The sequence below is a fragment of the Janthinobacterium leeuwenhoeki genome (genome assembly GCF_051380795.1).
In the GTDB taxonomy this organism is placed as follows: domain Bacteria; phylum Pseudomonadota; class Gammaproteobacteria; order Burkholderiales; family Burkholderiaceae_D; genus Janthinobacterium.
In genome coordinates, this window is sequence record NZ_JBNYXT010000005.1 from 192,106 (window position 1) to 211,765 (window position 19,660).

General features: G+C 62.2%; 16 protein-coding genes and 4 tRNA genes. 9 read left to right on the top strand and 11 right to left on the bottom strand.

Annotated features, from left to right (window positions below; translation table 11 throughout):
• Positions 1–43: 43 nt before the first annotated feature.
• From ACQ4WS_RS06885 to ACQ4WS_RS06905, 5 genes are all read left to right on the top strand, one after another.
• Positions 44–958 carry an NAD-dependent epimerase/dehydratase family protein gene (locus ACQ4WS_RS06885; RefSeq protein WP_436474837.1) on the top strand — a complete coding sequence of 305 codons (915 nt, stop codon included), beginning with the start codon at positions 44–46 and terminating at the stop codon, positions 956–958.
• 353 nt (positions 959–1,311) lie between these two features.
• Positions 1,312–1,695 carry a LiaF transmembrane domain-containing protein gene (locus ACQ4WS_RS06890; protein WP_436474838.1) on the top strand — a complete coding sequence of 128 codons (384 nt, stop codon included), beginning with the start codon at positions 1,312–1,314 and terminating at the stop codon, positions 1,693–1,695.
• Positions 1,685–2,494 carry a LiaI-LiaF-like domain-containing protein gene (locus tag ACQ4WS_RS06895; protein WP_436474840.1) on the top strand — a complete coding sequence of 270 codons (810 nt, stop codon included), beginning with the start codon at positions 1,685–1,687 and terminating at the stop codon, positions 2,492–2,494. Before ACQ4WS_RS06890 ends, ACQ4WS_RS06895 begins: the two co-directional genes overlap by 11 nt.
• Positions 2,495–2,500: 6 nt before the next feature.
• Entirely contained in the window at positions 2,501–3,577 is a 1,077-nt protein-coding gene (locus ACQ4WS_RS06900; protein WP_436474842.1) for a sensor histidine kinase, read from the top strand.
• Positions 3,578–3,588: 11 nt separating this feature from the next.
• A complete protein-coding gene (locus ACQ4WS_RS06905; RefSeq protein ID WP_436474927.1) occupies positions 3,589–4,317 on the top strand; it encodes a LytR/AlgR family response regulator transcription factor in 729 nt (242 codons plus the stop codon).
• Here the strand turns inward: ACQ4WS_RS06905 and ACQ4WS_RS06910 are convergent.
• From ACQ4WS_RS06910 to ACQ4WS_RS06920, 3 genes are all read right to left on the bottom strand, one after another.
• Complete coding sequence (locus ACQ4WS_RS06910) at positions 4,306–6,558, bottom strand: ATP-dependent DNA helicase (RefSeq protein ID WP_436474844.1); 2,253 nt, start codon at positions 6,556–6,558, stop codon at positions 4,306–4,308. The genes ACQ4WS_RS06905 and ACQ4WS_RS06910 overlap by 12 nt on opposite strands.
• Positions 6,555–8,207 (bottom strand): VRR-NUC domain-containing protein, encoded by a 1,653-nt coding sequence (locus ACQ4WS_RS06915; RefSeq protein ID WP_436474846.1) that lies wholly within the window; start codon positions 8,205–8,207, stop codon positions 6,555–6,557. The genes ACQ4WS_RS06910 and ACQ4WS_RS06915 overlap by 4 nt, the downstream gene beginning before the upstream one ends.
• A gap of 84 nt (positions 8,208–8,291) precedes the next feature.
• Entirely contained in the window at positions 8,292–8,996 is a 705-nt protein-coding gene (locus ACQ4WS_RS06920) for an SMI1/KNR4 family protein (RefSeq protein WP_436474848.1), read from the bottom strand.
• A 160-nt stretch (positions 8,997–9,156) separates the two neighbouring features.
• On the opposite strand from ACQ4WS_RS06920, the gene ACQ4WS_RS06925 reads away from it, so the two are divergent.
• Both ACQ4WS_RS06925 and ACQ4WS_RS06930 read left to right on the top strand, forming a co-directional pair.
• A complete protein-coding gene (locus ACQ4WS_RS06925; RefSeq protein WP_436474850.1) occupies positions 9,157–10,374 on the top strand; it encodes an MFS transporter in 1,218 nt (405 codons plus the stop codon).
• 8 nt (positions 10,375–10,382) lie between these two features.
• Positions 10,383–11,024 (top strand): helix-turn-helix transcriptional regulator, encoded by a 642-nt coding sequence (locus tag ACQ4WS_RS06930; RefSeq protein WP_436474929.1) that lies wholly within the window; start codon positions 10,383–10,385, stop codon positions 11,022–11,024.
• Between the two features lie 98 nt (positions 11,025–11,122).
• On the opposite strand, the gene phaP is transcribed toward ACQ4WS_RS06930, so the two are convergent.
• The 4 genes from phaP to ACQ4WS_RS06950 all read right to left on the bottom strand — a co-directional run bounded on the left by phaP (position 11,123) and on the right by ACQ4WS_RS06950 (position 14,838).
• Positions 11,123–11,734 carry a TIGR01841 family phasin gene (phaP, locus tag ACQ4WS_RS06935; protein WP_436474852.1) on the bottom strand — a complete coding sequence of 204 codons (612 nt, stop codon included), beginning with the start codon at positions 11,732–11,734 and terminating at the stop codon, positions 11,123–11,125.
• A 107-nt stretch (positions 11,735–11,841) separates the two neighbouring features.
• Entirely contained in the window at positions 11,842–12,036 is a 195-nt protein-coding gene (locus ACQ4WS_RS06940; protein WP_436474854.1) for a hypothetical protein, read from the bottom strand.
• A 47-nt stretch (positions 12,037–12,083) separates the two neighbouring features.
• Positions 12,084–14,318, bottom strand: a complete 2,235-nt coding sequence (locus ACQ4WS_RS06945) for an ATP-binding protein (RefSeq protein WP_436474856.1) — start codon at positions 14,316–14,318, stop codon at positions 12,084–12,086.
• A gap of 91 nt (positions 14,319–14,409) precedes the next feature.
• Positions 14,410–14,838 carry a winged helix-turn-helix transcriptional regulator gene (locus ACQ4WS_RS06950; protein WP_436474858.1) on the bottom strand — a complete coding sequence of 143 codons (429 nt, stop codon included), beginning with the start codon at positions 14,836–14,838 and terminating at the stop codon, positions 14,410–14,412.
• A 116-nt stretch (positions 14,839–14,954) separates the two neighbouring features.
• On the opposite strand from ACQ4WS_RS06950, the gene ACQ4WS_RS06955 reads away from it, so the two are divergent.
• Positions 14,955–15,806, top strand: coding sequence for an SDR family oxidoreductase (locus tag ACQ4WS_RS06955; protein WP_436474860.1), 852 nt, complete (start codon positions 14,955–14,957; stop codon positions 15,804–15,806).
• A 101-nt stretch (positions 15,807–15,907) separates the two neighbouring features.
• Here ACQ4WS_RS06955 and ACQ4WS_RS06960 read toward each other — a convergent pair.
• The 4 genes from ACQ4WS_RS06960 to ACQ4WS_RS06975 all read right to left on the bottom strand — a co-directional run bounded on the left by ACQ4WS_RS06960 (position 15,908) and on the right by ACQ4WS_RS06975 (position 16,684).
• Positions 15,908–15,992, bottom strand: a tRNA-Leu gene (locus tag ACQ4WS_RS06960).
• A gap of 68 nt (positions 15,993–16,060) precedes the next feature.
• Positions 16,061–16,145: transfer RNA gene (locus ACQ4WS_RS06965), tRNA-Leu, on the bottom strand.
• Positions 16,146–16,214: 69 nt separating this feature from the next.
• A tRNA-Leu gene (locus tag ACQ4WS_RS06970) sits at positions 16,215–16,299 on the bottom strand.
• A gap of 300 nt (positions 16,300–16,599) precedes the next feature.
• Positions 16,600–16,684, bottom strand: a tRNA-Leu gene (locus ACQ4WS_RS06975).
• A 409-nt stretch (positions 16,685–17,093) separates the two neighbouring features.
• On the opposite strand from ACQ4WS_RS06975, the gene rnr reads away from it, so the two are divergent.
• On the top strand, positions 17,094–19,655 hold the full coding sequence (gene rnr / locus ACQ4WS_RS06980) for a ribonuclease R (RefSeq protein WP_436474862.1): 2,562 nt from the start codon (positions 17,094–17,096) through the stop codon (positions 19,653–19,655).
• Positions 19,656–19,660 lie beyond the last annotated feature (5 nt).

The window sequence follows — 19,660 nt, forward strand, 5'->3', positions numbered from 1 at the left end:
GGGCTGGTGTGATTGACAGCAATCTAAGCAGACGGGAGCAACTATGAAGGTATTTTTGACAGGCGCAGCAGGTTTCATCGGCAGTTCCATCGCGGCAGGCCTCGTGCGCGCCGGCCACCAAGTGACGGGTCTGGTGCGCAAACCGGAGCAGGTGGCCGAGCTGCACACCATCGGCGTGCAAGCCATCGTCGGCACGCTCAATGATCGCGCCGTGCTCATCGAGCAGGCGAGGGCGGCGGACGCCGTCATCAATGCGGCCAGTAGCGACCACCGGGCTGCCGTCGAAGCCATCCTCGACGCGCTGGCTGGCACGAACAAGCCCTTCCTCCACACCAGCGGCTCGTCCATCGTCGGCGACGCCTCGGGCGGCGAGGGCACTGAGCAGATTTATTACGAAGACAAGCTGCCGGCGCCCACGGCCGACAAGGCGGCCCGGGTCGCCATCGATGACCTGGTATTGGCCAGCGCAGGCCAGGGCGTGCGCGCCAGTGTGCTGTGCAACACCCTGATCTATGGCCACGGCGCCTTGCCGCGCGACAGCGTGCAGTTGCCACGTCTGCTGAAACAGGCGCGCAAGAGCGGCATCGTGCGCCACGTGGGCCCGGGCCGCAATAGTTGGTCGAACGTGCATATCGACGACGTCGTCAGCCTGTACTTGCTGGCGCTGGACAAGTCGCCGGCCGGCACGTTTTATTTTGTCGAGTCGGGCGAAGCGGCTTTCCGCGACATGACGGCCGCCATCGCCCAGGCATTGCAGCTGGGCCCCGCGCAGGATTGGCCGTTGCCCGAGGCCATTGCCGAGTGGGGTTATGAGATGGCGTCCTACGGCCTCGGCTCCAACAGCCGCGTGCGCGGCGCACGGGCGCGCACCCTGCTGGGCTGGCAACCGCAGCGGTCATCCGTGCTGGAATGGATCAAGCACGATATGCTCCAACCGCCGCACGCCAACGCCGTTTGATACAGCTCAGCAAAACCTCATCAGTGTGCGCTAGCGAACGGTGCTATGTGACGATCAGGAGTATGATGGCTTTGCTGGGTTGAGACGCACTGCCGTGAAGTTGGCGGCATGTTCGATCTTCCTGCAGGTCAGCCGGTCGCCTCAAAGATCGGCACCAGATTTCTGCCCGCGTTTGCGCCCTGCGCCACGCGGCTGTGCACTGCGAGCACCTTTGAGGCCGGCGCTAGCTGGTCTTGCCTGTCGTTTCCGCCGCTGCGCCATTCACCGCTGCCTGTCCGCCATTCGCCGAAGCGGTGTTTTCCCCTCCCCGAAATCCGCGTATCTTTACGATCAACCAACTCAAAGGGGGGACCGTGAAACCTGAACCAGCTTATAGCCGCCGTACCCAGTTGCTGTGGGGCGTGCTGCTGATCGCCATCGGCGCCATCATCCTGCTGGACCGGCTCGATGTGATCTATCTCCACGATTACTATTCACTATGGCATTATTGGCCAGTGATACTGGCCGTCTTCGGCCTGAACAAGCTGCTCACGCCCGTCTCCTCCAAGCAGGTGCTGAGTGGCTTGTGGCTGATCTTTTTTGCCGCCTGGTGGTATGCGTCGTATGAAGAACTGTGGAACTTGAATTTCTACAATAGCTGGCCGGCCTTGCTGATCGCCTGGGGTGTCGGCCTCGTGCTGGAACCGCTGTTGAACAAACATTTTATTGCCTACCGGGAGTCCGAGCATGAAAAATAGACCGCCGCCGCACTCGCCATCGCAGATCGTGCTGGGCGTCATCGTCATCGGCCTGGGGTTGCTGTTCCTGCTCGATAACCTCGGTTTCATCAATGTGCGCTATACCTTCCGTTTCTGGCCCACCATCCTCATCATTCTCGGCTTGCTGAAAATATCGCAAAGCCATACCCGCTCCGGCTACATCCTCGGCGGCGTGATGGTCTTGCTGGGCCTGAGCTGGACCTTGAAAGCCATGGGCTTGTTCTATATCAACTGGAGCATGCTGTGGCCGCTGCTCATCATTGCCGCCGGCGTGGCCGTGGTGTCGAAATCCCTGCCCGGCGCGCAGCAGCGGCAGCGACGCCGTCACTTTGCCGCGCCGCCCGATGCTAGCGCTGCGCCTGACGCATTCGGCCAGCCCAGGAATGGCGGCGTGTCGCTGGACAAGGAAGCAGTATCGGCAGCGCCCGGCGCCAGCGGCCAGGCGGACGACGACAGTATCATCGAAGTGACGGCCATCCTCGGTGGTTATGTGCGGCGCGTATCGTCGCAGCGCTTCAGGGGCGGCGATATCAATGTCATCATGGCCGGCTGCGAAATCGATTTGCGCCAGGCCTCGATCGAAGGCGAAGCCGTGCTCAACGTATTTGCCCTGTGCGGCGGCGTCACCATCAAGATTCCGCCCGACTGGAGCGTCGTGCTGCAGGGCACGCCCATCCTCGGCGGCTTCGAAGAAAAGACCATCGTGCCGCCGAACCAGGCCAAGCGTTTGTACGTGACGGGTTACGCCATCATGGGCGGCCTGGAAATCCGCAACTAGGCGCGCATGTCGGGGCCCTTGTCGAAGCGGCGCGGCGCCGTGGTCGTATTCCTGGTCTGCATCGCGCTGGGCCTGGCCCTGGCCTTTATCCTGGCCAGGGTGGCCCACGCTCCCCGCTTCAATGCCGTTCTGCTGGTGGTGCCCGCCACGCTCGTGTATGCGATCGGTTCGGGTTTTTCCGCGTTTTACCTGTGCCGCGCTTACCCCTTGCACGCCCGCCACCCGCTCGCCATCGCCGGCGTGATGGGTGTTGCGGCCCTGTTCGCGGGCTTGCTGTGGGCTACCCTGCTGCAATTTTTGAACAGCGTCAGCCTGTTGCTGGAGCTGCGCTGGCTGGGCGTGAACCTGACGCAATCGCTGCTGGCCCTGTTCTTCGGCCTGGGTGTGCTGCTGTATTGCCTGGCTGCCGCCGTGCATTATCTGTTGCTGGAATTCGTGCGCGCCAGGATGGCCGAGCAGCGGGGGCTGGAAGCACAACTGACGGCGCAGGAAGCGCAATTGCGCATGCTGCGCACGCAGATCGATCCGCATTTCCTGTTCAATAGCCTGAACTCCATCAGCGCCTTGACGTCCATCAATGCGGCGGGTGCGCGCCAGATGACGGTGCAATTGGCCAGTTTCTTTCGCCAGAGCCTGAGCCTGGAAGCGCACAAGCACATCACCGTGGAACAGGAGCTGGTGCTGATCCGCCATTTTCTCGCCATCGAGCAAGTGCGCTTCGGAGAGCGCCTGCAAGTGGCGGAAGCCATCGACGCCGCAGCGCTGGCATGTCTGCTGCCGCCCATGCTGATACAGCCGCTGGTGGAAAATGCCGTCAAGCATGGCATCTGCGGCTTGACGGAGGGTGGCCTGATCGCTATCGAGGTTCGGCGCGCTGGCAGCCTGCTGCAGATCGCCGTGCGTAACCCGGTTGATACGGATCAAGGGTCTGCGCGCGGCAATGGCGTGGGCCTGGAGAATGTGCGCCAGCGCCTGGCCGGCGCGTATGGCCACGAGGCCAGCGTGCACTGGGACCGGCGCGATGGCCATTTCGAGGTGATGATTTCCATGCCGGCGCAGACCGGCGACACGGAGGAAGCATGATGCAGGCAAGAATGCGGGTCGCCATCATCGATGACGAATTGCTGGCGCGCAGCGTGTTGCGCGAATACCTGGCGCGCCATGACGATATCGACATCGTCGCCGAGTGCGCCAATGGCTTCGAAGCCGTCAAGGCCATCGCGGACCTGGAACCGGAACTGGTGTTTCTCGACATCCAGATGCCGCGCCTGGATGGTTTTGAAGTGGCGGAACTGATCGGCGCGAAGACAAAGCTGATCTTTGTCACGGCCTACGACCAGTACGCCTTGAAAGCGTTCGAATGCCATGCACTGGACTATCTGCTCAAACCGTTCAGCGAACAGCGCTTCGAGCAGGCGCTGGCCCATGCGCGCGCCAGCCGCAGCACGCACGAGACGGTGCTGACGCTGGCGCGCGAGGCGGCCACGCGCGCCGCCCCGCTGGACCGCGTGCTGATACGCGACGGCGCCAAGGTCCACGTGATCGCCAGTGCGCGCATCGACTACATCGAGGCGCAGGATGATTACATCAGCATCCGTTCCGAAGGCAAGTCCTACCTGAAAAGCCAGAGACTGTCGCAGCTGGAAACCCAGCTCGATCCTGCCAAGTTCCTGCGCGTGCACAGGTCGTATCTGCTCAATATCGACGGCATCCGCCGCATCGAGGCGGCCACCAAAGACAGCCACGTGGCCATCTTGCGCGACGATACGCGGATACCCGTGAGCAAGGCGGGCTACCAGAAGCTCAAGATATTAGTTGGCTAGCTGTACATCCCACCAGGAGGGCAAGAGCTGGCGGATTTCCGGCCGGGAAAAACGGTCGTCGATCAGGTACACGACACCCCTGTCCGACTGCGTGCGGATGACCCTGCCGGCCGCCTGCACCACCTTTTGCATGCCCGGATACAGATATGTGTAGTCGTAGCCGGCGCCGAAGATGTCGCCCATGCGCTGGCGGATCTGCTCGTTGACGGGATTGATCTGCGGCAAACCGAGGGTGGCGATGAAGGCGCCGATCAGGCGCGCGCCGGGCAAGTCGATGCCTTCGCCAAATGCACCGCCCAGCACGGCAAAGCCGATGCCGCGCGTGTCCAGGCCGAAACGGCCCAAAAATTGCGCGCGGGCAGTATCGTCCATGCGGCGCGGCTGCTGCCAGAGGGGCACGTCCGGGGAATGCTGGGCGAATAAGTGGGCCGTCTTTTCCATGTAGTCGAAGCTGCTGAAGAAGGCCAGGTAGTTGCCTGGCGTCTCCGCATACTGGCGCGCCATCAGCTGGGCGATGGGCAGCAAGGACGCGGCGCGGTGCTGGTAGCGCGTGGAAATGGTATCGGCCACGCGCACGGACAATTGTTCCGCCTGGAACGGGGACTCCACGTCGACCCAGGCCGTGTCTGCCGGCATGCCCAGGGTGTCGCTGTAGTAATTCCATGGACTCAGGGTGGCGGAAAACAGGGCCGTGCTGTGGCTGGCCGCGAAACGTTCTTTCAGAAATGGGGCAGGGACGATGTTGCGGATGCAGACGGTGGAGCCGGTGTCCGTTTTGCTGACGTCGAACAGCGAATGCGTGCCGAAACTCTCTGCCAGGCGGTTGATCAGCAGCACGTCAAAGTAAAAGCGCTGCAAGTCTTCGTCCAGCGCGGCCGCATGCTCGGCCAGGTAGTCGCCGATGGCCGTGGCCACGCCTTGCAGGGCGCCAAAGAATTTGTCCGGCAAGGCGGCATGCACGTGGTAATCGCCATCCTGCTCCTTCAACAGGGCCGTCCACTGGCGCGCGAGGCGATCCAGCGGCTTTTTCAAGGCTTCGGGCGCGAACTTGCGCAGCATTTTCAGGTCGATCTGCGCCAGTTCGGCCGAATACATGCTGCGCGCGCGCGACACCATATTGTGCGCCTCGTCGACCAGCACATTGACTTTCCAGTCGTGGGCCAGGGTCATGCCGTACAGCATGGCGCTGAGGTCAAAGTAATAATTGTAGTCGCCGATGACGACATCGCTCCAGCGCGCCAATTCCATGCTCAGGTAGTAGGGGCAGATACCCTGCTGCAAGGCGATGGCGCGCACGGCTTCCTTGTTCAGGATCAAACCGCTGGCCAGCGCCACCTCGCGCGCCAGCGGCAAGCGGTCGTAAAAACCCTTGGCCAGCGGGCATGATGCGCCGTGGCAGGCCTTGTCAGGATGTTCGCAGGCGCTGCTCTTGGCGCTCAGTTCCAGCACGCGCAGGGGCAGCAGCGGTGCACTGTCCTTCAGGATGGCGCAGGCGTCGAGCGCCATTTGCCGGCCCGGTACCTTGGCGGCGAGGAAAAACAGTTTATCCAGGCCATGCGCGGCCGTGGCTTTCAACATGGGAAACAGGCTGCCCACCGTCTTGCCGATGCCCGTGGGCGCCTGCGCCAGCAAGCCGCAGCCACGGCTGCTGGCCTTGTACATGGCTACGGCCAGCTGGCGCTGTCCCGGGCGAAAATCCGCATGGGGAAAGGCCATGCTGCTGAGCTGCGCATCGCGGCTGGCCCGGTGCGCCATTTCCTGCTCGGCCCAGTCGAGGAACAGGGCGCAATGCTGCTCGAAGAACAGACGCAGCGCTTCGGCCGTGCATTCCTCATGCATGAGGGTTTCCTTCTGGCTCACGATATCGAAATACACGAGCGCCACGCGCAGCATGGGCAAGTTCAGTTGCTGGCACAGCAAATGGCCGTAGATGCGCGCCTGCGCCCAGTGCAGCTGGCGATGGTTGGCGGGCATGGCGTCGAGCTCGCCCCTGTAAGTCTTGATTTCTTCCAGCTGGCGCCGCGCCGGGTCGTAGCCATCGGCGCGGCCCCGCACGTGCAAGGGGCCGAAGTCGCCACACAGGCTGATTTCGCGCTGGTAATCGTCATCGCGCCGGCCCGTCACGGTAGCGTGACCGGCCATGCCTTCCTGCGCCGTGGGTGAGGGCGTAAAACGCAAGTCCAGGTCGCCTACCTTGGCCGTGAATTCGCACAGGGCGCGCACGGCGATCGTGTACTTCACGCGCTAGCCTCCCATTGCAGGTAGCACACGCTGACGGGCATGGCGTGTTCGGCGCAATACGCGATCCAGCGCAGCTGGTTGTCTTGCAGGCGATCGCCGGGCCCCTTGACTTCGATCATGCGGTAGCGCTGTTCGGTCGGCCAGAACTGGATCAGGTCGGGAAAGCCGCTGCGGTTGCTTTTGATATCGAGCAAGATGCGCTCGAACGCCTTCTTCAAATGAAAGGCCGGGATGCAGGTCAGCGCCAGGTCCAGCAAGCCATCGTCCAGCACGTCCCAGCTGACAAACGGCGAGACGATGCCGTGCTTGGCGGTCAGCGTGGCGCGGATGGCGGTGTGGTAGCTGCCGTCGTCCAGTTGCGCCAGGCAGGCGGCAAAGTCCAGGCTGCGGCGCTGGTAAAAATCGGCGCTGTGCAAGTCGGCCGGCCCCCTGTGAAACGGGTGGAAGAAGGCGCCCGGCATGGCCTTGAAGATGGCGGGCCAGCACAGCAGGCCGAACAGCGAGTTGATCAGGGTGTTTTCCACGTAATACACGGGCGCGTCATCCTGCATCAGATGTTGCTGCACCACGCCTTCCACGTAGCACGCTTGCGCCGGATACGGTAGCCGCAGGTCGATGCGCTCCACGGCGGCCGCCCCGTTGGCCACCTGTTTTGCGTGGCCCAGCTTGCGCCGCAAACGGGGCGCCATGCGCAGCAGCAATTGCTGTTCCGCTTCGCTTTCCGGCGCGGCCAGGGCGATCAGCAGGCGCTCGTAGGCAGCTTGCGGCTGTTCATCTTTTTCCAGCACGCGGATGGCGCGGCCCCGCGCACCGGGATAGCGGCAATCGGCGTAGGCGCGGTAGGCGGCTGGCCAGTCCTGGCATTTCTCCAGGTGCTGGGCGATCTGGAAGCGCAGTTTTTCGCGCCGGCTGGACAGCCAGGTATTGTCCTCGGACAAGGGCAGCGTAGCCAGTTCCTGCAGCACCTCGTTGGCCGGGGCGCTGTCGTTGTAGCGTTCGCGGCACTGGTGCAGCACTTCATAGTGCTCGATATCCTGGCGCGTGCGAAAACCGCGCGATTGCGGCGAAAATTCCACTTTTTCGTATTGATACACGCCGAGGTCGGACAGCACGAATTCCGACCAGTCCTGGTGATAATTGCCAAAGTAAATCAGGCGCAGGCGGTCGCACAGCGCTTGCTGGCCGATGCGGTACAGCACGTCGCTGGACGCCGGATACCATGCGGAAAACGCTCGATCTTCCGCATGCTGCTCGCGCAAGGCGTCCAGTTGTTCCGCCTTGCGCGCCGCTTTCAAGGGCGCGGCAAGGTCGAAGGCCTGGGCGATTTCCCCTTTCAGCAGTTGTTCGAACAGTTCATCGAGCGCAATGACGGGATCGGCGACCACCCAGCCCGTGGCCAGCAAAGGCAGGGCGGCCGCGCGCGTGTCGCCGATTTCCGGGTAATTGAGTTTGCTGGCGCGAAACAGACAACCCTTGCGCATGACGAGACGCACGAACAGGGCGCGCGATGGCTGCGGCAGTGCGCCGAATGCTGCGATGAACCGCGTTTCTTCGGCACTCAGCAGATCGGCGTAACGCGCGGCTATCCAGTTCAGCACATCCTGGAAATTATCCAGATAGTACAAGGGATTTTCCAGGACTCTCAACATGGGGGCAATAGGGCAAAGGGATTAATTTTACTGTGTTTATATACAGTTTAAACCTTCAGCCGCCGCTTGCCCAGCGAATTATGTTCAGCCAGCCGTGCTGTAGGCAAAACAGCTGTCAAACTTTTCGTAGGCAATCAGTTCTTTGCGCAGGCTGGCCAGCTCGAGATCGGTCAGCAAGCCCCGGTGCGCTTCCTTTCTGCCCTTCGGCAGCAGCACGTCGTAATCGATAATGTCCCTGGCCAGCAGCGTTTGCAGGATCTGCGCCTGTTCCGACGAGAGGTAGCGCGCATGCGTGCCCAGGGTTTTTGCCAGTTGATCCCTGAACTCCTCGTCGCTGACCTCGTTGTAAGTATCCTGGTCGGCCATGCTGCTCAACAACATGTGAAACAGGAAGTCCTGCAGGTTTTTCGCCAGATACTGGGCTTCATTCTGGTCGTGCCACAGCAGCACGATGGGCATCTCGCCGTCCTGCTGGCCGGATACGAAAAAGCAGTAGTGGTCGCCGGCGCCCGTTTGCGCGAACGGGATGAAGCGCAGGGCAGGATCGATCTGCCGGTAGTCGTCGGGATCGGCCAGTTCTTCCATGGCTGCCGCTACGGCCTTGATGCTCAGCAACTCGAAATCGTCCGCGTGCAGCAGCAGGGTGGGCCGGTCTGTCAAGGTGGGATACACCAGCTTGTACCAGTCGGGGCCATATTCACCCACGGCCAGCATGCCGTCGCGCTCCAGTTGAAGATACAGTGGAGGATAGGTGAAGCCGTGTTGCTGTTCAATTTCTGACAGTGTCATGTTTGCCCTGTTAAACGTGATTCATGGGGGCATGATAGCCGAGGCGGTGGCGCGCACGGTACGCGTCATGGCGGCAATGCCTGGCATAATTAATAAACATTTTAGTTTACTTATGTGGCGTGCTCACGTAGTCTTGCCAGACCATATACATCGAGCCCGCATGAAAAACATCATCCTGATTTCCGCCGCCTGTTTGCTGGCACTGCTGTCGACCATCGGTGCCTCGCTGCCGTATCCTATCCTGCCGCCCCTGTTCGCCGCCGAGGCGCCGAATGCCTTTAACAATTTCCTCGGCTTGCCGTCGAAATTGCTGTTCGGCCTGGCGCTGACCATCAATCCGCTGGGCTTGCTGATCGGCTCTGCTCTGCTGGGCCCCTTGTCGGACCGCTATGGCCGCCGTCCCTTGCTGATGCGCACGGCCGTGGGCGCCGCCATTGGCCACGCCATCACGGCCTGGGCGCTGGTGATCCAGTCCTATCCGCTGTTCATCGTCGCCCGTTTCATCACGGGTTTGCTGGAGGGGAACGGCGCCGTGGCGCGCGCCATGCTGGCCGACCAATTGACGGGACCGCTGCGCCTGCGCGCCATGTCGTGGCTGAACGGCGCGTTTTACCTGGGCTGGCTGGTGGGCCCGATCCTGGCGGGCGCAACCTTGCATTGGGGCGTGACGGTGCCGTTCTGGATCGCCGCCGCCGCCCTGATGCTCGTCGCCGTGCTGGTGGCTGCCGGCTTGCCGCGCGAAACGCCTTCGCTATTGACGACGTCGTGGTGGCAAGTGGCGCGCGACCGCCATGCGCTGAACCTGCTGCGCCATGAGGAGCTGCGCACCCTGTTCATCGTGCAACTGGCGCTGACCTGCGGCGTGGCCAGCTTTTACGAGTTCTATCCGCTGTGGCTGGTCGAGACGGCCAATTACCATGCGCAGGAGATTGCCTGGGTGAATGTGGGCCTGTGCGGTACGATGACCATCACCTCGCTGCTGGCGGGCGGTCCCAGCCGCCATGCGCCCTTGCTGCGCGCCAGCTGGTATGCCTGCGGCGTGGCGCTGGCCGTAGGAATCTTGGCGATGGGCAATATCTGGGTGGGCATCGCCGCCATCGTGCTATTCGGCATTCCGAATGCGCTGTACAACACGGTGATCCAGGGCTGGTGCGCCGAACGCTTCAGCGCGCACGGGCAGGGCGCCGTGATGGGCTTGCTGGCCACCACCTTTTGCATCGCCAACATCGTCGTGGCCCTGAGCGGCTCGGTGCTGACCCTGATCGACACGCGGCTGATCCTCGTCGCGGGCGCCTTGTCCGCCGCCTGGGCCGCGTGGCGCATGGCAGCCTGGCGCCGCCAGCTGGACGGCGCCGTTGACGCCAAGGCCGTGGCATGAGCGCGAGCATGAACACGTCGGAGCAGACGCTGTTCCTGCTGAAGATGCGCGGGCCGCAGACGGCGCAGCAACTGGCGGCCTTGCTCGATATCACCTCCATGGGCGCGCGGCGCCAGCTCGAAGCGGCGCTGGAACGTGGCCTGGTGGCTTTCGAGGACGTGGCCGACAAGGTGGGACGTCCGTCGCGGCGCTGGGCACTGACGCAGCAGGGTCACGCGCGCTTTCCCGACCGCCATGCCGACCTGACCCTGGAATTGATAGCGCAAGTCAAAACCCTGTTCGGCGAGGTAGGCCTGGATAAACTGATCGGCGCGCGCGAACGCAGCAGCCAAGCCGCTTACGGCCAGCTGGTCGATCCTCGGCTTGATCTGGCGCAAAGAGTGGACAGCCTGGCGCGGGCGCGCGATGGCGAGGGTTACATGGCCCATGCGGAACCACAGGACGATGGCAGTGTCTTGCTGGTGGAAAACCATTGCCCGATCTGCGCAGCCGCCACGGCGTGCCAGAATTTCTGCCGCTCGGAGCTGGCCATCTTTCAGCGCGTATTGGGGGACGATTGCAAGGTGGAGCGCAGCGAGTATTTGCTGGAGGGGGGGAGGCGCTGCGTGTACCGGATCATGCCGGTGGATGTGTCGTCGGCCGGGTTGTAGGTCGGGTTAGCGCTGCGCGCGTAACCCGACATCACCATTGGCGCCAACAATGCGTCGGATTACGCCCGGCGTTGCCGCGCTAATCCGACCTACATCGCTTACTTTTTAGCAGCCTTCGGCTTGGCCGCAGGCGCCGCCTTGTCAGCCGCAGCTTGTGCGCCGGCGGTGGCTTGTTCCGTTGCCTGCGCCACTTGCGCGCTGGCCTTGGCGATCTGCTCTTCCACCGTCTTGACGGCCTGTTTCGTGGCCTTGGTGACTTGCTCGTAACCGAGGAAGGCGTTATCGATGGCGGCCTTGACGATGGCAACAGCGTTTTCCGAGCCTGGCGGCACGTTTTTCGTGACGTCGTAGATCAGGGCGCTCAAATTGCTTTTCGCTTCGGCCACGTGGGCTTCGGCGGCCGTGGTGAATTCCGTGTGAATTTCCTTGATGATGTCGTCGAGTTGCTGTTTGTACGCTTTCGCGCCGGCCACGCCCGGTTGCAGCTGGGCGGCGGCGGCGGCCATGGCGGCCTTCGGATCCTTGGCCTGGCTGATTTCCTTGCCGGCGGCAAGGCCATCCTCGATGCCGGACTTGGCGGTGGCCATGTTCAGCGCCAATACCTGTTCCACGCCTTGTACTGCCTTGGAGGTGAGGGTGTTGAAGGTCATCAGCTGGAATTCAAACAGGGCCTTGGTGGCCGATGCGAATTGTTCGGGATTCGTAAACATGTGGTCTCCTCGGTTTGAATAGATACGTTCTTATCGTTCCATACTCTTTCGACGCCGCAATGCCATCGCTTGATCTCAAGCCGGTGCCCCGTGTGGTCATGGCCCCATTATTTAACAAGCGCCGGTTTTTCGCAACGGCTATCTTTGTACGGCCCCGAGGCCAGTTCCCAGCCAAATCCCAGGGTCGACTGGGCGCACGCCAGGGTGCCGTCGATCTTGCTGCGCCATTTGTACCAGGGGGCAGGTCCAGCCATCGCGCAGGCGCACGCTGCCAGCAGGGTTGCAGCGGTCAGGTATTTCATGAGTGCTCCGAAAGAAATGCTTGCCGGCATTGTAGCGCGCCTGCCATTCAGGGGGCGGGCGCTTGCGGCGCCGCAGCGGGTAGCTGCAGGGTGAAGGTGGTGCCGCTGCCGGCGCCGGTGCTGCTGGTGGCGTCGATATGGCCGCCCAGCACGCCCGTAACGATGTTGTGCGCCACATGCAGGCCCAGACCAGAGCCGCCGGAACCGAGCTTGGTCGTGAAGAAGGGGTCGTAGACGTGCGCCAGGTCGTCGGCGGCGATGCCCACGCCCGTGTCGGCGATGGACAGGGTGATCGTCTGCCCGTCGTCGCTGCTGCGCGCCGTGATGGCGATGCTGCCGCCGCTGCGGCCCTCGAAGGCATGGCGCAGGCAGTTTTCCAGCAGATTGCTCAGTACCTGGCCCAGCGGACCCGGATAGCTGTCCATGGCCAGGCCGTCCGGCACGTCCTGCGTCAGGCTCAGGCCGGCGGCCTTGAGCTGCGTGGACAGGGGCAGCATCAGTTCGGCCACGAACTGGCGCAGCAGGAAGTGGCGCCGTTGCGAGCTGGCGCGGTCGACGGCGATCTGCTTGAAGCTCGAGACCAGGTCGGCGGCGCGCTGCAGGTTGCGCAGCATGATGGCGTCCGCCTCGCTGGCCTGGGTCAGGTAGGCGCCCAGTTCGGAGCGCCGCAAGCCACCCTGGAAGCTGGCCTGGATTTCGCGCGTGCGCTCGGCCATGGTGGTGGCCACCACCAGGCCGTTGCCGATCGGCGTATTGAGTTCGTGCGCGATGCCGGCCACCAGCGCGCCGAGCGCGGCCAGCTTGTCGCGGCGTACCAGTTCTTCCTGCGTGATGGATAGGTTTTCCAGCGCGGCGGCCAGTTCGAGGTTGGTTTGCTCCGAGTGTTCCTTGGCCTGCGTCAGGGCGGCCGTGCGTTCGGCCACCAGCTCTTCCAGGTGAGCGCGGTGGCGCTGCAGCTCGCGTTCGTGGCGCATGCGGCCAATGGCGATGCCGGCCAGGTCGGTGGCCGTGTCGATCAGTTCCAGGTCGCGCGCGTCGGGCTGGCGCACTTCGCGGTAGTACATGGCAAACGAGCCGAGCACTGCGCCATCCTGGCCGAAGATGGGGCGCGACCAGCAGGCGCGCAAGCCGAACGGCGCCGCCAGCTCGCGGTAGGGCGCCCACAGCGGATCGCGCATGATGTCGCTGACCACCACCGGTTCGCGCAGGAACATGGCTGTGCCGCAAGACCCCACGCCGGGGCCGATGGCCACGCCTTCGAGCAGCGCCATGTAGTCTGGCGGCAGGCTGGGGCCGGCCGCGCTGTGCATGTGGATGCCGTCATCGTCGAGCAGCATGATGGAGCAGAGCACGCCGCGCGACTGGCCTTCGATCAATAACAGTAAGTGGTCCAGGGTGGGGACCAGGGGGGCGCCCTTGGCGACCATTTCCAGCAGGGTGCTCTGGCCCGCGCGCATCGTTTCGGCGAGGTTGCGTTCGGTCAAGTCGATGATGCGCGCATGCACCAGCTGGCGGCCCGGCACGGACAGGCGCATCAGCCGGATTTCGCAGGCGATCGGGTGGCTGTCGCGGTGGCAGCAGCTGGCGCGGAAGACGACGATCTTGCCTTGCAAGGTATCGCGGATCTTTTCTTCCAGCAGTTGCGGCGAGGCGCGGCCATCGCCCTGATGTTGGGGAAACAGCGGCTCCATTCCGCCTTGCAGCAGTTCGGCCAGTGGCATGCCGAACAACTCTTCGGCCAGGTGGTTGGCGTCGATCAGCAGGCGGTTGTCGATATCGAACAGCAGCACGGCGTCGGGCGAGCCGGCCAGGATGGAGTGGTAATTGACTTCCAGCGTTTGCGGATGCACGGGCCGCGTAACGGCACGCGGCGCGGGCGCCTCGGCCTTGTGCAGCGCCAGTTCCATGAGGATTTTTTCCGCCACGTCGCGCGCATTGAAGGGCATCTTGATGTAGTCGCTGGCGCCGGCGCCCACGCTGCGGCCTTGCTCCTCGGCGCTGGGGGTGGCCGACATCAGCAGCAGGGGCACGCCGTGGCGTCCGCCCGCATTGCGCAGGCGCATGCAGGTGGCGCCGATATTCGTGCCCGCCAGGGCAGCGTCGAGCAGGATCAGGTCGGTGCCGCCGGCCGCCAGTTCCACGCCTTCGTCGATATCGCCTGCCAGTCCCGTGCCCAGGTTATGCCGGTCCAGCACATACAGCAGTTCGCGCACATCATTCGGCGAATTGCTGACCAGTAGCACATTGGCCCGGTCGGTGATGGAAGAAATCAACTGGTTCATGGTGTCGCGCCCTTACGCGTTTCATGGGCCTAGTATTACATCAAGGCAAGTAGGAGTAAACGATAATTCTTGATGGCCAAAAGCAATCTGTTCAAGCCGCTTTTTGCGCTGCCGGTGCCGCTTCCAGGGCCGCGCGCGCCTGTTCGATGCGCGGGTAATTATCCTCTATCCAGTCGACCAGCACGGCCAGGCGTTCGGCCGCCTCGCGTCCCAGCGGCGTGAGGCTGTACTCCACCTTGGGCGGTATCACCAGATACGCCTGGCGCAGCACGAAACCGTCGCCTGCCAGCGCTTCCAGGGTTTGCGCCAGCATTTTTTCGCTGACGCCGCCCACTTCACGGCGCAATGCGCTGAAGCGCCGCGTGCCGCTCAGCAGCAGTACCAGCACCAGCACGGCCCAGCGGCTGGTCAGGTGGCTGAGCACGACACGCGACGGGCAGGCCGCCGCCAGCAGGTGCGCGCCCTGGTTTTGCCGGGCGAGGGCGGCGCGCAAGTTGGCGCCGGGAGTGTCTGTGGACATGATAGTTGGCCTTCAAGTTCTAGGGGAAATTCATACTTACCAAAAGGTATGTACTTACAATAAGTAAGTAATAGTCCTATTATAGGTTTTTGCCACCCACCCTCCAAGGAAAAATCATGATCGTCATCACCGGCGCCACAGGCAATCTGGGCCAGCACGTCATCGCCAGCCTGCTCACATCCGTCCCCGCAGCCAACATCATCGCCGCCGTGCGCAACCCGGCCAAGGCCGCCAACCTGGTTGCGCTGGGCGTACAAGTGCGCCAGGCCGATTACAACGATGGCGCCAGCCTCGATGCGGCGTTCAAGGGCGCAAGGAAAATCCTGCTGATTTCGTCGAGCGAGGTGGGTCAGCGCGCGCAGCAGCACCAGAACGTCATCGATGCGGCCAAGCGGGCCGGCGTGTCTCTGCTGGCCTATACCAGCGTCTTGCGCGCCGACACGTCGCCGCTGGGCCTGGCCGCCGAGCACGTCATCACGGAAGCGGCCATTCGCGCAGCCAATCTGCCCTACACTTTCCTGCGCAACGGCTGGTACCTGGAAAACCATACGGAGCACCTGGCGCCCGTGCTCGAGCATGGCGTCGTGCTGGGCGCGGCGCAAAACGGGCGCTTCTCGTCCGCCGCGCGTCTGGATTACGCGGCCGCTGCCGCCGCCGTGCTGACGGCGGCCCAGCCGCAAGCCATTTATGAACTCGCTGGCGATCACGGCTTTACCCTGGCCGAGTACGCGGCCGAAGTGGCGCGCCAGTCGGGCAAGGCAATCGTCTACAAAGATTTGCCGCAGGCGGATTTCCAGGCGGCGCTGGTGAACGTGGGCGTGCCGGAAGGCTTTGCCGGCCTGCTGGCCGATTCCGATGCGGGCGTGGCCAAGGGTGGCCTGGAAGACAATGGCAAGCAATTGAGCGCGCTGATTGGCCGTCCGACGACGAGCCTGGCTGATGCCGTCAAGGTGGCGCTGGCCACATAAGGGGAGGGAGGGCGCCATAGGCGAGGGAAGTCGCATGGCGTTCTGAAATGAAAAAAGCCGCAAACTCATGAAAGTTTGCGGCTTTTTTGCGAATTAGGTAATGGTGCCCACGAAGGGACTCGAACCCCTACACCCGAAGGCACATGGACCTGAACCATGCGCGTCTACCAATTCCGCCACGTGGGCACTGATGCTGCTACTACTTGTATCTCACTACTATACTGCGGACTACAACGAAAACAACTCGTCGCTGGTGGTGCCCACGAAGGGACTCGAACCCCTACACCCGAAGGCACATGGACCTGAACCATGCGCGTCTACCAATTCCGCCACGTGGGCATTGTGCTGCTTGTTACTACTATCTTAGTACTGTACTGCGGATCACAACAATCGACAACTTGTTGCTGGTGGTGCCCACGAAGGGACTCGAACCCCTACACCCGAAGGCACATGGACCTGAACCATGCGCGTCTACCAATTCCGCCACGTGGGCATTGTTACTGCTTGCTGCTTGCCGCTGCGTGTTCTGCAGCGAGGACAAAATCATAAGGGCTGGCGCGGATTCGGTCAATCAACATTTTGCACTTTTCTTCAAGAAACATGTTTTTTCGCTTGAAAAGGGCTGCTCCCTATGAAAAAAGCTTAAATCTGCCTGTTTTTTCAGCGTTTCCCCGTGCAGATGGGCTGCCGTAGTGCTGCGGACTTGCAGGGGTAGGGGGGGGGGCTTTTCGCTGCGGAAATGAAAAAAGCCGCAAACTCGTGAAAGTTTGCGGCTTTTTTGCGAATTAGGTAATGGTGCCCACGAAGGGACTCGAACCCCTACACCCGAAGGCACATGGACCTGAACCATGCGCGTCTACCAATTCCGCCACGTGGGCACTGATACTACTGTGACTTATTACTTTTACTGCTAGCGTACTTGTTGAAAAATAACTTCACAACAATTCTGCTATTATAGCGACTTGAAGAGTTTTGCGCCAGATGAGCTTTCGCTCCATACTGCACATCAACCCTGTACCGCTTTCCTGCAACTGCATCCCCGTGAAGGTTTGTCGCTGCAAGAGACCAGGATTATAGAGCAATATTTGCCGAAGTCAAATGCATTGCGCAGCTTTTCTCCTTTTTTTCATCGGCGGGGCACTTGTTCGGTTTCCGCTACGCTGTCCGTTAGGCAAACCAAGGCGTCCTCCGGTACACTACCGGACATCACCGTGTCAATATTGACGGTGATGTCATCGGTCTTTGTTCTCCGTTTGATCACTGTCAATAACAACTATAGAAATACTTTTGAGCCAAAATACCCACACCATCCCCAGCCGGGAGGACATTCTCGGCATATTCCGCAGCGTCAACGCGCCTCTCGACCCGCAGTCTCTCGGGAAAACGCTGCAAGTGCATGCCGATTCCATGGATGTCCTGGTCCGTCGCCTGAAGGCGATGGAGCGCGACGGCCAGCTGAAGTCTGACGCCAGCGGTGTATTCAGCCTGGCCGACCAGAGCGCGCTGGTCGCCGGTCGCGTCACCAGCCACCGTGACGGCTTCGGTTTCGTCATTCCCGACGACGCCAGCGCCGACCTGTTCCTGCCTGAGAAAGAAATGCAGAAAGTACTGCATGGCGACAAGGTCATGGCGCGCATTGTCGGCACGGACCGCCGCGGCCGCCCTGAAGGCACGATCGTCGAAGTCACCTACCGCGCCAATAGCCACGTCATCGGCCGCCTGATTCAGGAAAACGGTACCTGGGTGGTGGCGCCGGAAGACCAGCGCATCGGCCAGGACATTCTCGTCACCGGCTCGGTGGGCAAGGCGAAGGCTGGCCAGATCGTCAGTGTCGAGCTGACCGAGCAACCGATGCGTTTCAAGCAGCCGGTCGGCAAGATCGTCGAAGTGCTGGGTGCGCTGGATGATCCCGGCATGGAAATTGAAATTGCCGTGCGCAAATTCAACGTGCCGCACATCTTCTCCGCCGCCGCCCTCAAGCAAGCTGAAAAACTGCCGTTCGAAGTGCGTGCCGCCGACTTGAAAGAGCGTGTCGACCTGCGCGACGTGCCACTCGTCACCATCGACGGCGAAGACGCGCGCGATTTCGACGATGCCGTATATTGTGAACCCGTCAAGATTGGCCGCGCCAACTGCTTCCGCCTGATCGTGGCGATTGCCGACGTCAGCCATTACGTGAAGCCGAACGACGCGCTCGATGCCGATGCGCTCGAACGCAGCACGTCCGTCTACTTCCCGCGCCGCGTGATCCCGATGCTGCCGGAAAAACTGTCGAATGGCTTGTGCTCGCTGAACCCGGCCGTCGACCGCTTGACCCTCGTCTGCGACGCCGTCGTCAGCGACAAGGGCGAGCTGAAGGCGTACCAGTTCTACCCGGCCGTGATCCATTCGGCCGCACGCCTCACGTATGACGAAGTCGCTGCCGTGCTGGGCAACACCAAGGGGCCCGAAGCGGCACGCCGCGCGGACATCCTGCCGCACCTGCAAAATCTGGAAGCCGTCTACCGCGCCTTGCTGAAGGCGCGTACGGAGCGTGGCGCCATCGATTTCGAGACGACGGAAACGTATATCGTCTGCAATAGCGCCGGCAAGATCGAAAAGATCATTCCCCGCACGCGCAACGAAGCGCACAAGATCATCGAAGAGTGCATGTTGGCGGCCAACGTCTGCGCGGCCGATTTGTTGCTGCGTAATAAGCATCCAGGCACCTACCGCATTCACGCCAGCCCGACCAAGGAAAAGCTCACGCAAGTGCGCACCTTCCTCAAGCAAGTCGGCCTGAACCTGACGGGCGGCGATACGCCGTCGGCATCCGATTATCAGACTCTGATGCAACAGATCAAGGCGCGTCCCGACGCTGCCCTGCTGCAAACGATGCTGCTGCGTTCGATGCAGCAAGCCGTCTACAGTCCGGACAATATCGGTCACTTCGGCCTGGCGTACGAGGCGTATGCCCACTTCACCAGCCCGATCCGCCGCTATCCCGACCTGCTGACGCACCGCGCCATCAAGGCCATTTTGCAAGGCAAGAAATACGAGCCTAAGCTGTCCGAGAAGACCGTGCTGAACACGAACGTGTCGAACGCCACGCGCAAGCAGCAGGCCAAGGACAAGGCCGACGGCAAACCGAAGAAGACGGACCTGACGATCTGGGACGCGCTGGGCGTGCATTGCTCGGCCAACGAGCGCCGCGCCGACGAAGCGTCGCGCGACGTCGAGGCGTGGCTGAAGTGCTACTTCATGCAAGACAAACTGGGCGAAGAATTCACCGGCACGATTACCGGCGTGACTACCTTCGGCGTCTTCGTGCAACTCGATACCCTGTTTGTCGAAGGCCTGGTGCATGTCACCGAGCTGGGCACCGACTACTTCCAGTACGACGATGCGCGCCATGAATTGCGCGGCGAACGCACGGGAAAACGTTATCAGCTGACCGACCGTCTGACGGTGCAAGTGGCGCGTGTCGACCTGGAAACGCGCAAGATCGACCTGCGCCTGGTCACCGATGCGGAACTGGCGGGCGAAGAAGCGCCAGCCAAGCAAGCTGGCGGCAAGCGCAAGGGCGAAAAGAAATCCATGGTCAAGCCCGGTCCTGCGACCGAGCAGCGCCATGAGATCAAAGCCGGCGCCAACACCGGCGGCAAGGCCGGCAATGGTTACGGCGGCCGTTCCAACGGCGCCAAGGCGCAAGCCAAGCCTGCAGCCAAGGCAGCCCTGAAGGAAGCCCCTAAGGCGGCAGCCCCCAAGGCAGCCGCGCCCAAGCGCAGCAATAAACCAGCCGCGGCACCCGCTGCGGCGGCACCACGTGCAGCAAAAACTGTATCAAAATCAAGCAAGAACAAGCGATAAAAGAA

Coding starts and splice junctions, on each gene's coding strand:
- ACQ4WS_RS06885 (WP_436474837.1), top strand. CDS start 44: ATGAAGGTATTTTTGACAGGCGCAGCAGGTTTCATCGGCAGTTCCATC.
- ACQ4WS_RS06895 (WP_436474840.1), top strand. CDS start 1,685: ATGAAAAATAGACCGCCGCCGCACTCGCCATCGCAGATCGTGCTGGGC.
- ACQ4WS_RS06900 (WP_436474842.1), top strand. CDS start 2,501: ATGTCGGGGCCCTTGTCGAAGCGGCGCGGCGCCGTGGTCGTATTCCTG.
- ACQ4WS_RS06905 (WP_436474927.1), top strand. CDS start 3,589: ATGCGGGTCGCCATCATCGATGACGAATTGCTGGCGCGCAGCGTGTTG.
- ACQ4WS_RS06915 (WP_436474846.1), bottom strand. CDS start 8,207: ATGTTGAGAGTCCTGGAAAATCCCTTGTACTATCTGGATAATTTCCAG.
- ACQ4WS_RS06920 (WP_436474848.1), bottom strand. CDS start 8,996: ATGACACTGTCAGAAATTGAACAGCAACACGGCTTCACCTATCCTCCA.
- ACQ4WS_RS06925 (WP_436474850.1), top strand. CDS start 9,157: ATGAAAAACATCATCCTGATTTCCGCCGCCTGTTTGCTGGCACTGCTG.
- ACQ4WS_RS06930 (WP_436474929.1), top strand. CDS start 10,383: ATGAACACGTCGGAGCAGACGCTGTTCCTGCTGAAGATGCGCGGGCCG.
- phaP (WP_436474852.1), bottom strand. CDS start 11,734: ATGTTTACGAATCCCGAACAATTCGCATCGGCCACCAAGGCCCTGTTT.
- ACQ4WS_RS06940 (WP_436474854.1), bottom strand. CDS start 12,036: ATGAAATACCTGACCGCTGCAACCCTGCTGGCAGCGTGCGCCTGCGCG.
- ACQ4WS_RS06945 (WP_436474856.1), bottom strand. CDS start 14,318: ATGAACCAGTTGATTTCTTCCATCACCGACCGGGCCAATGTGCTACTG.
- ACQ4WS_RS06950 (WP_436474858.1), bottom strand. CDS start 14,838: ATGTCCACAGACACTCCCGGCGCCAACTTGCGCGCCGCCCTCGCCCGG.
- ACQ4WS_RS06955 (WP_436474860.1), top strand. CDS start 14,955: ATGATCGTCATCACCGGCGCCACAGGCAATCTGGGCCAGCACGTCATC.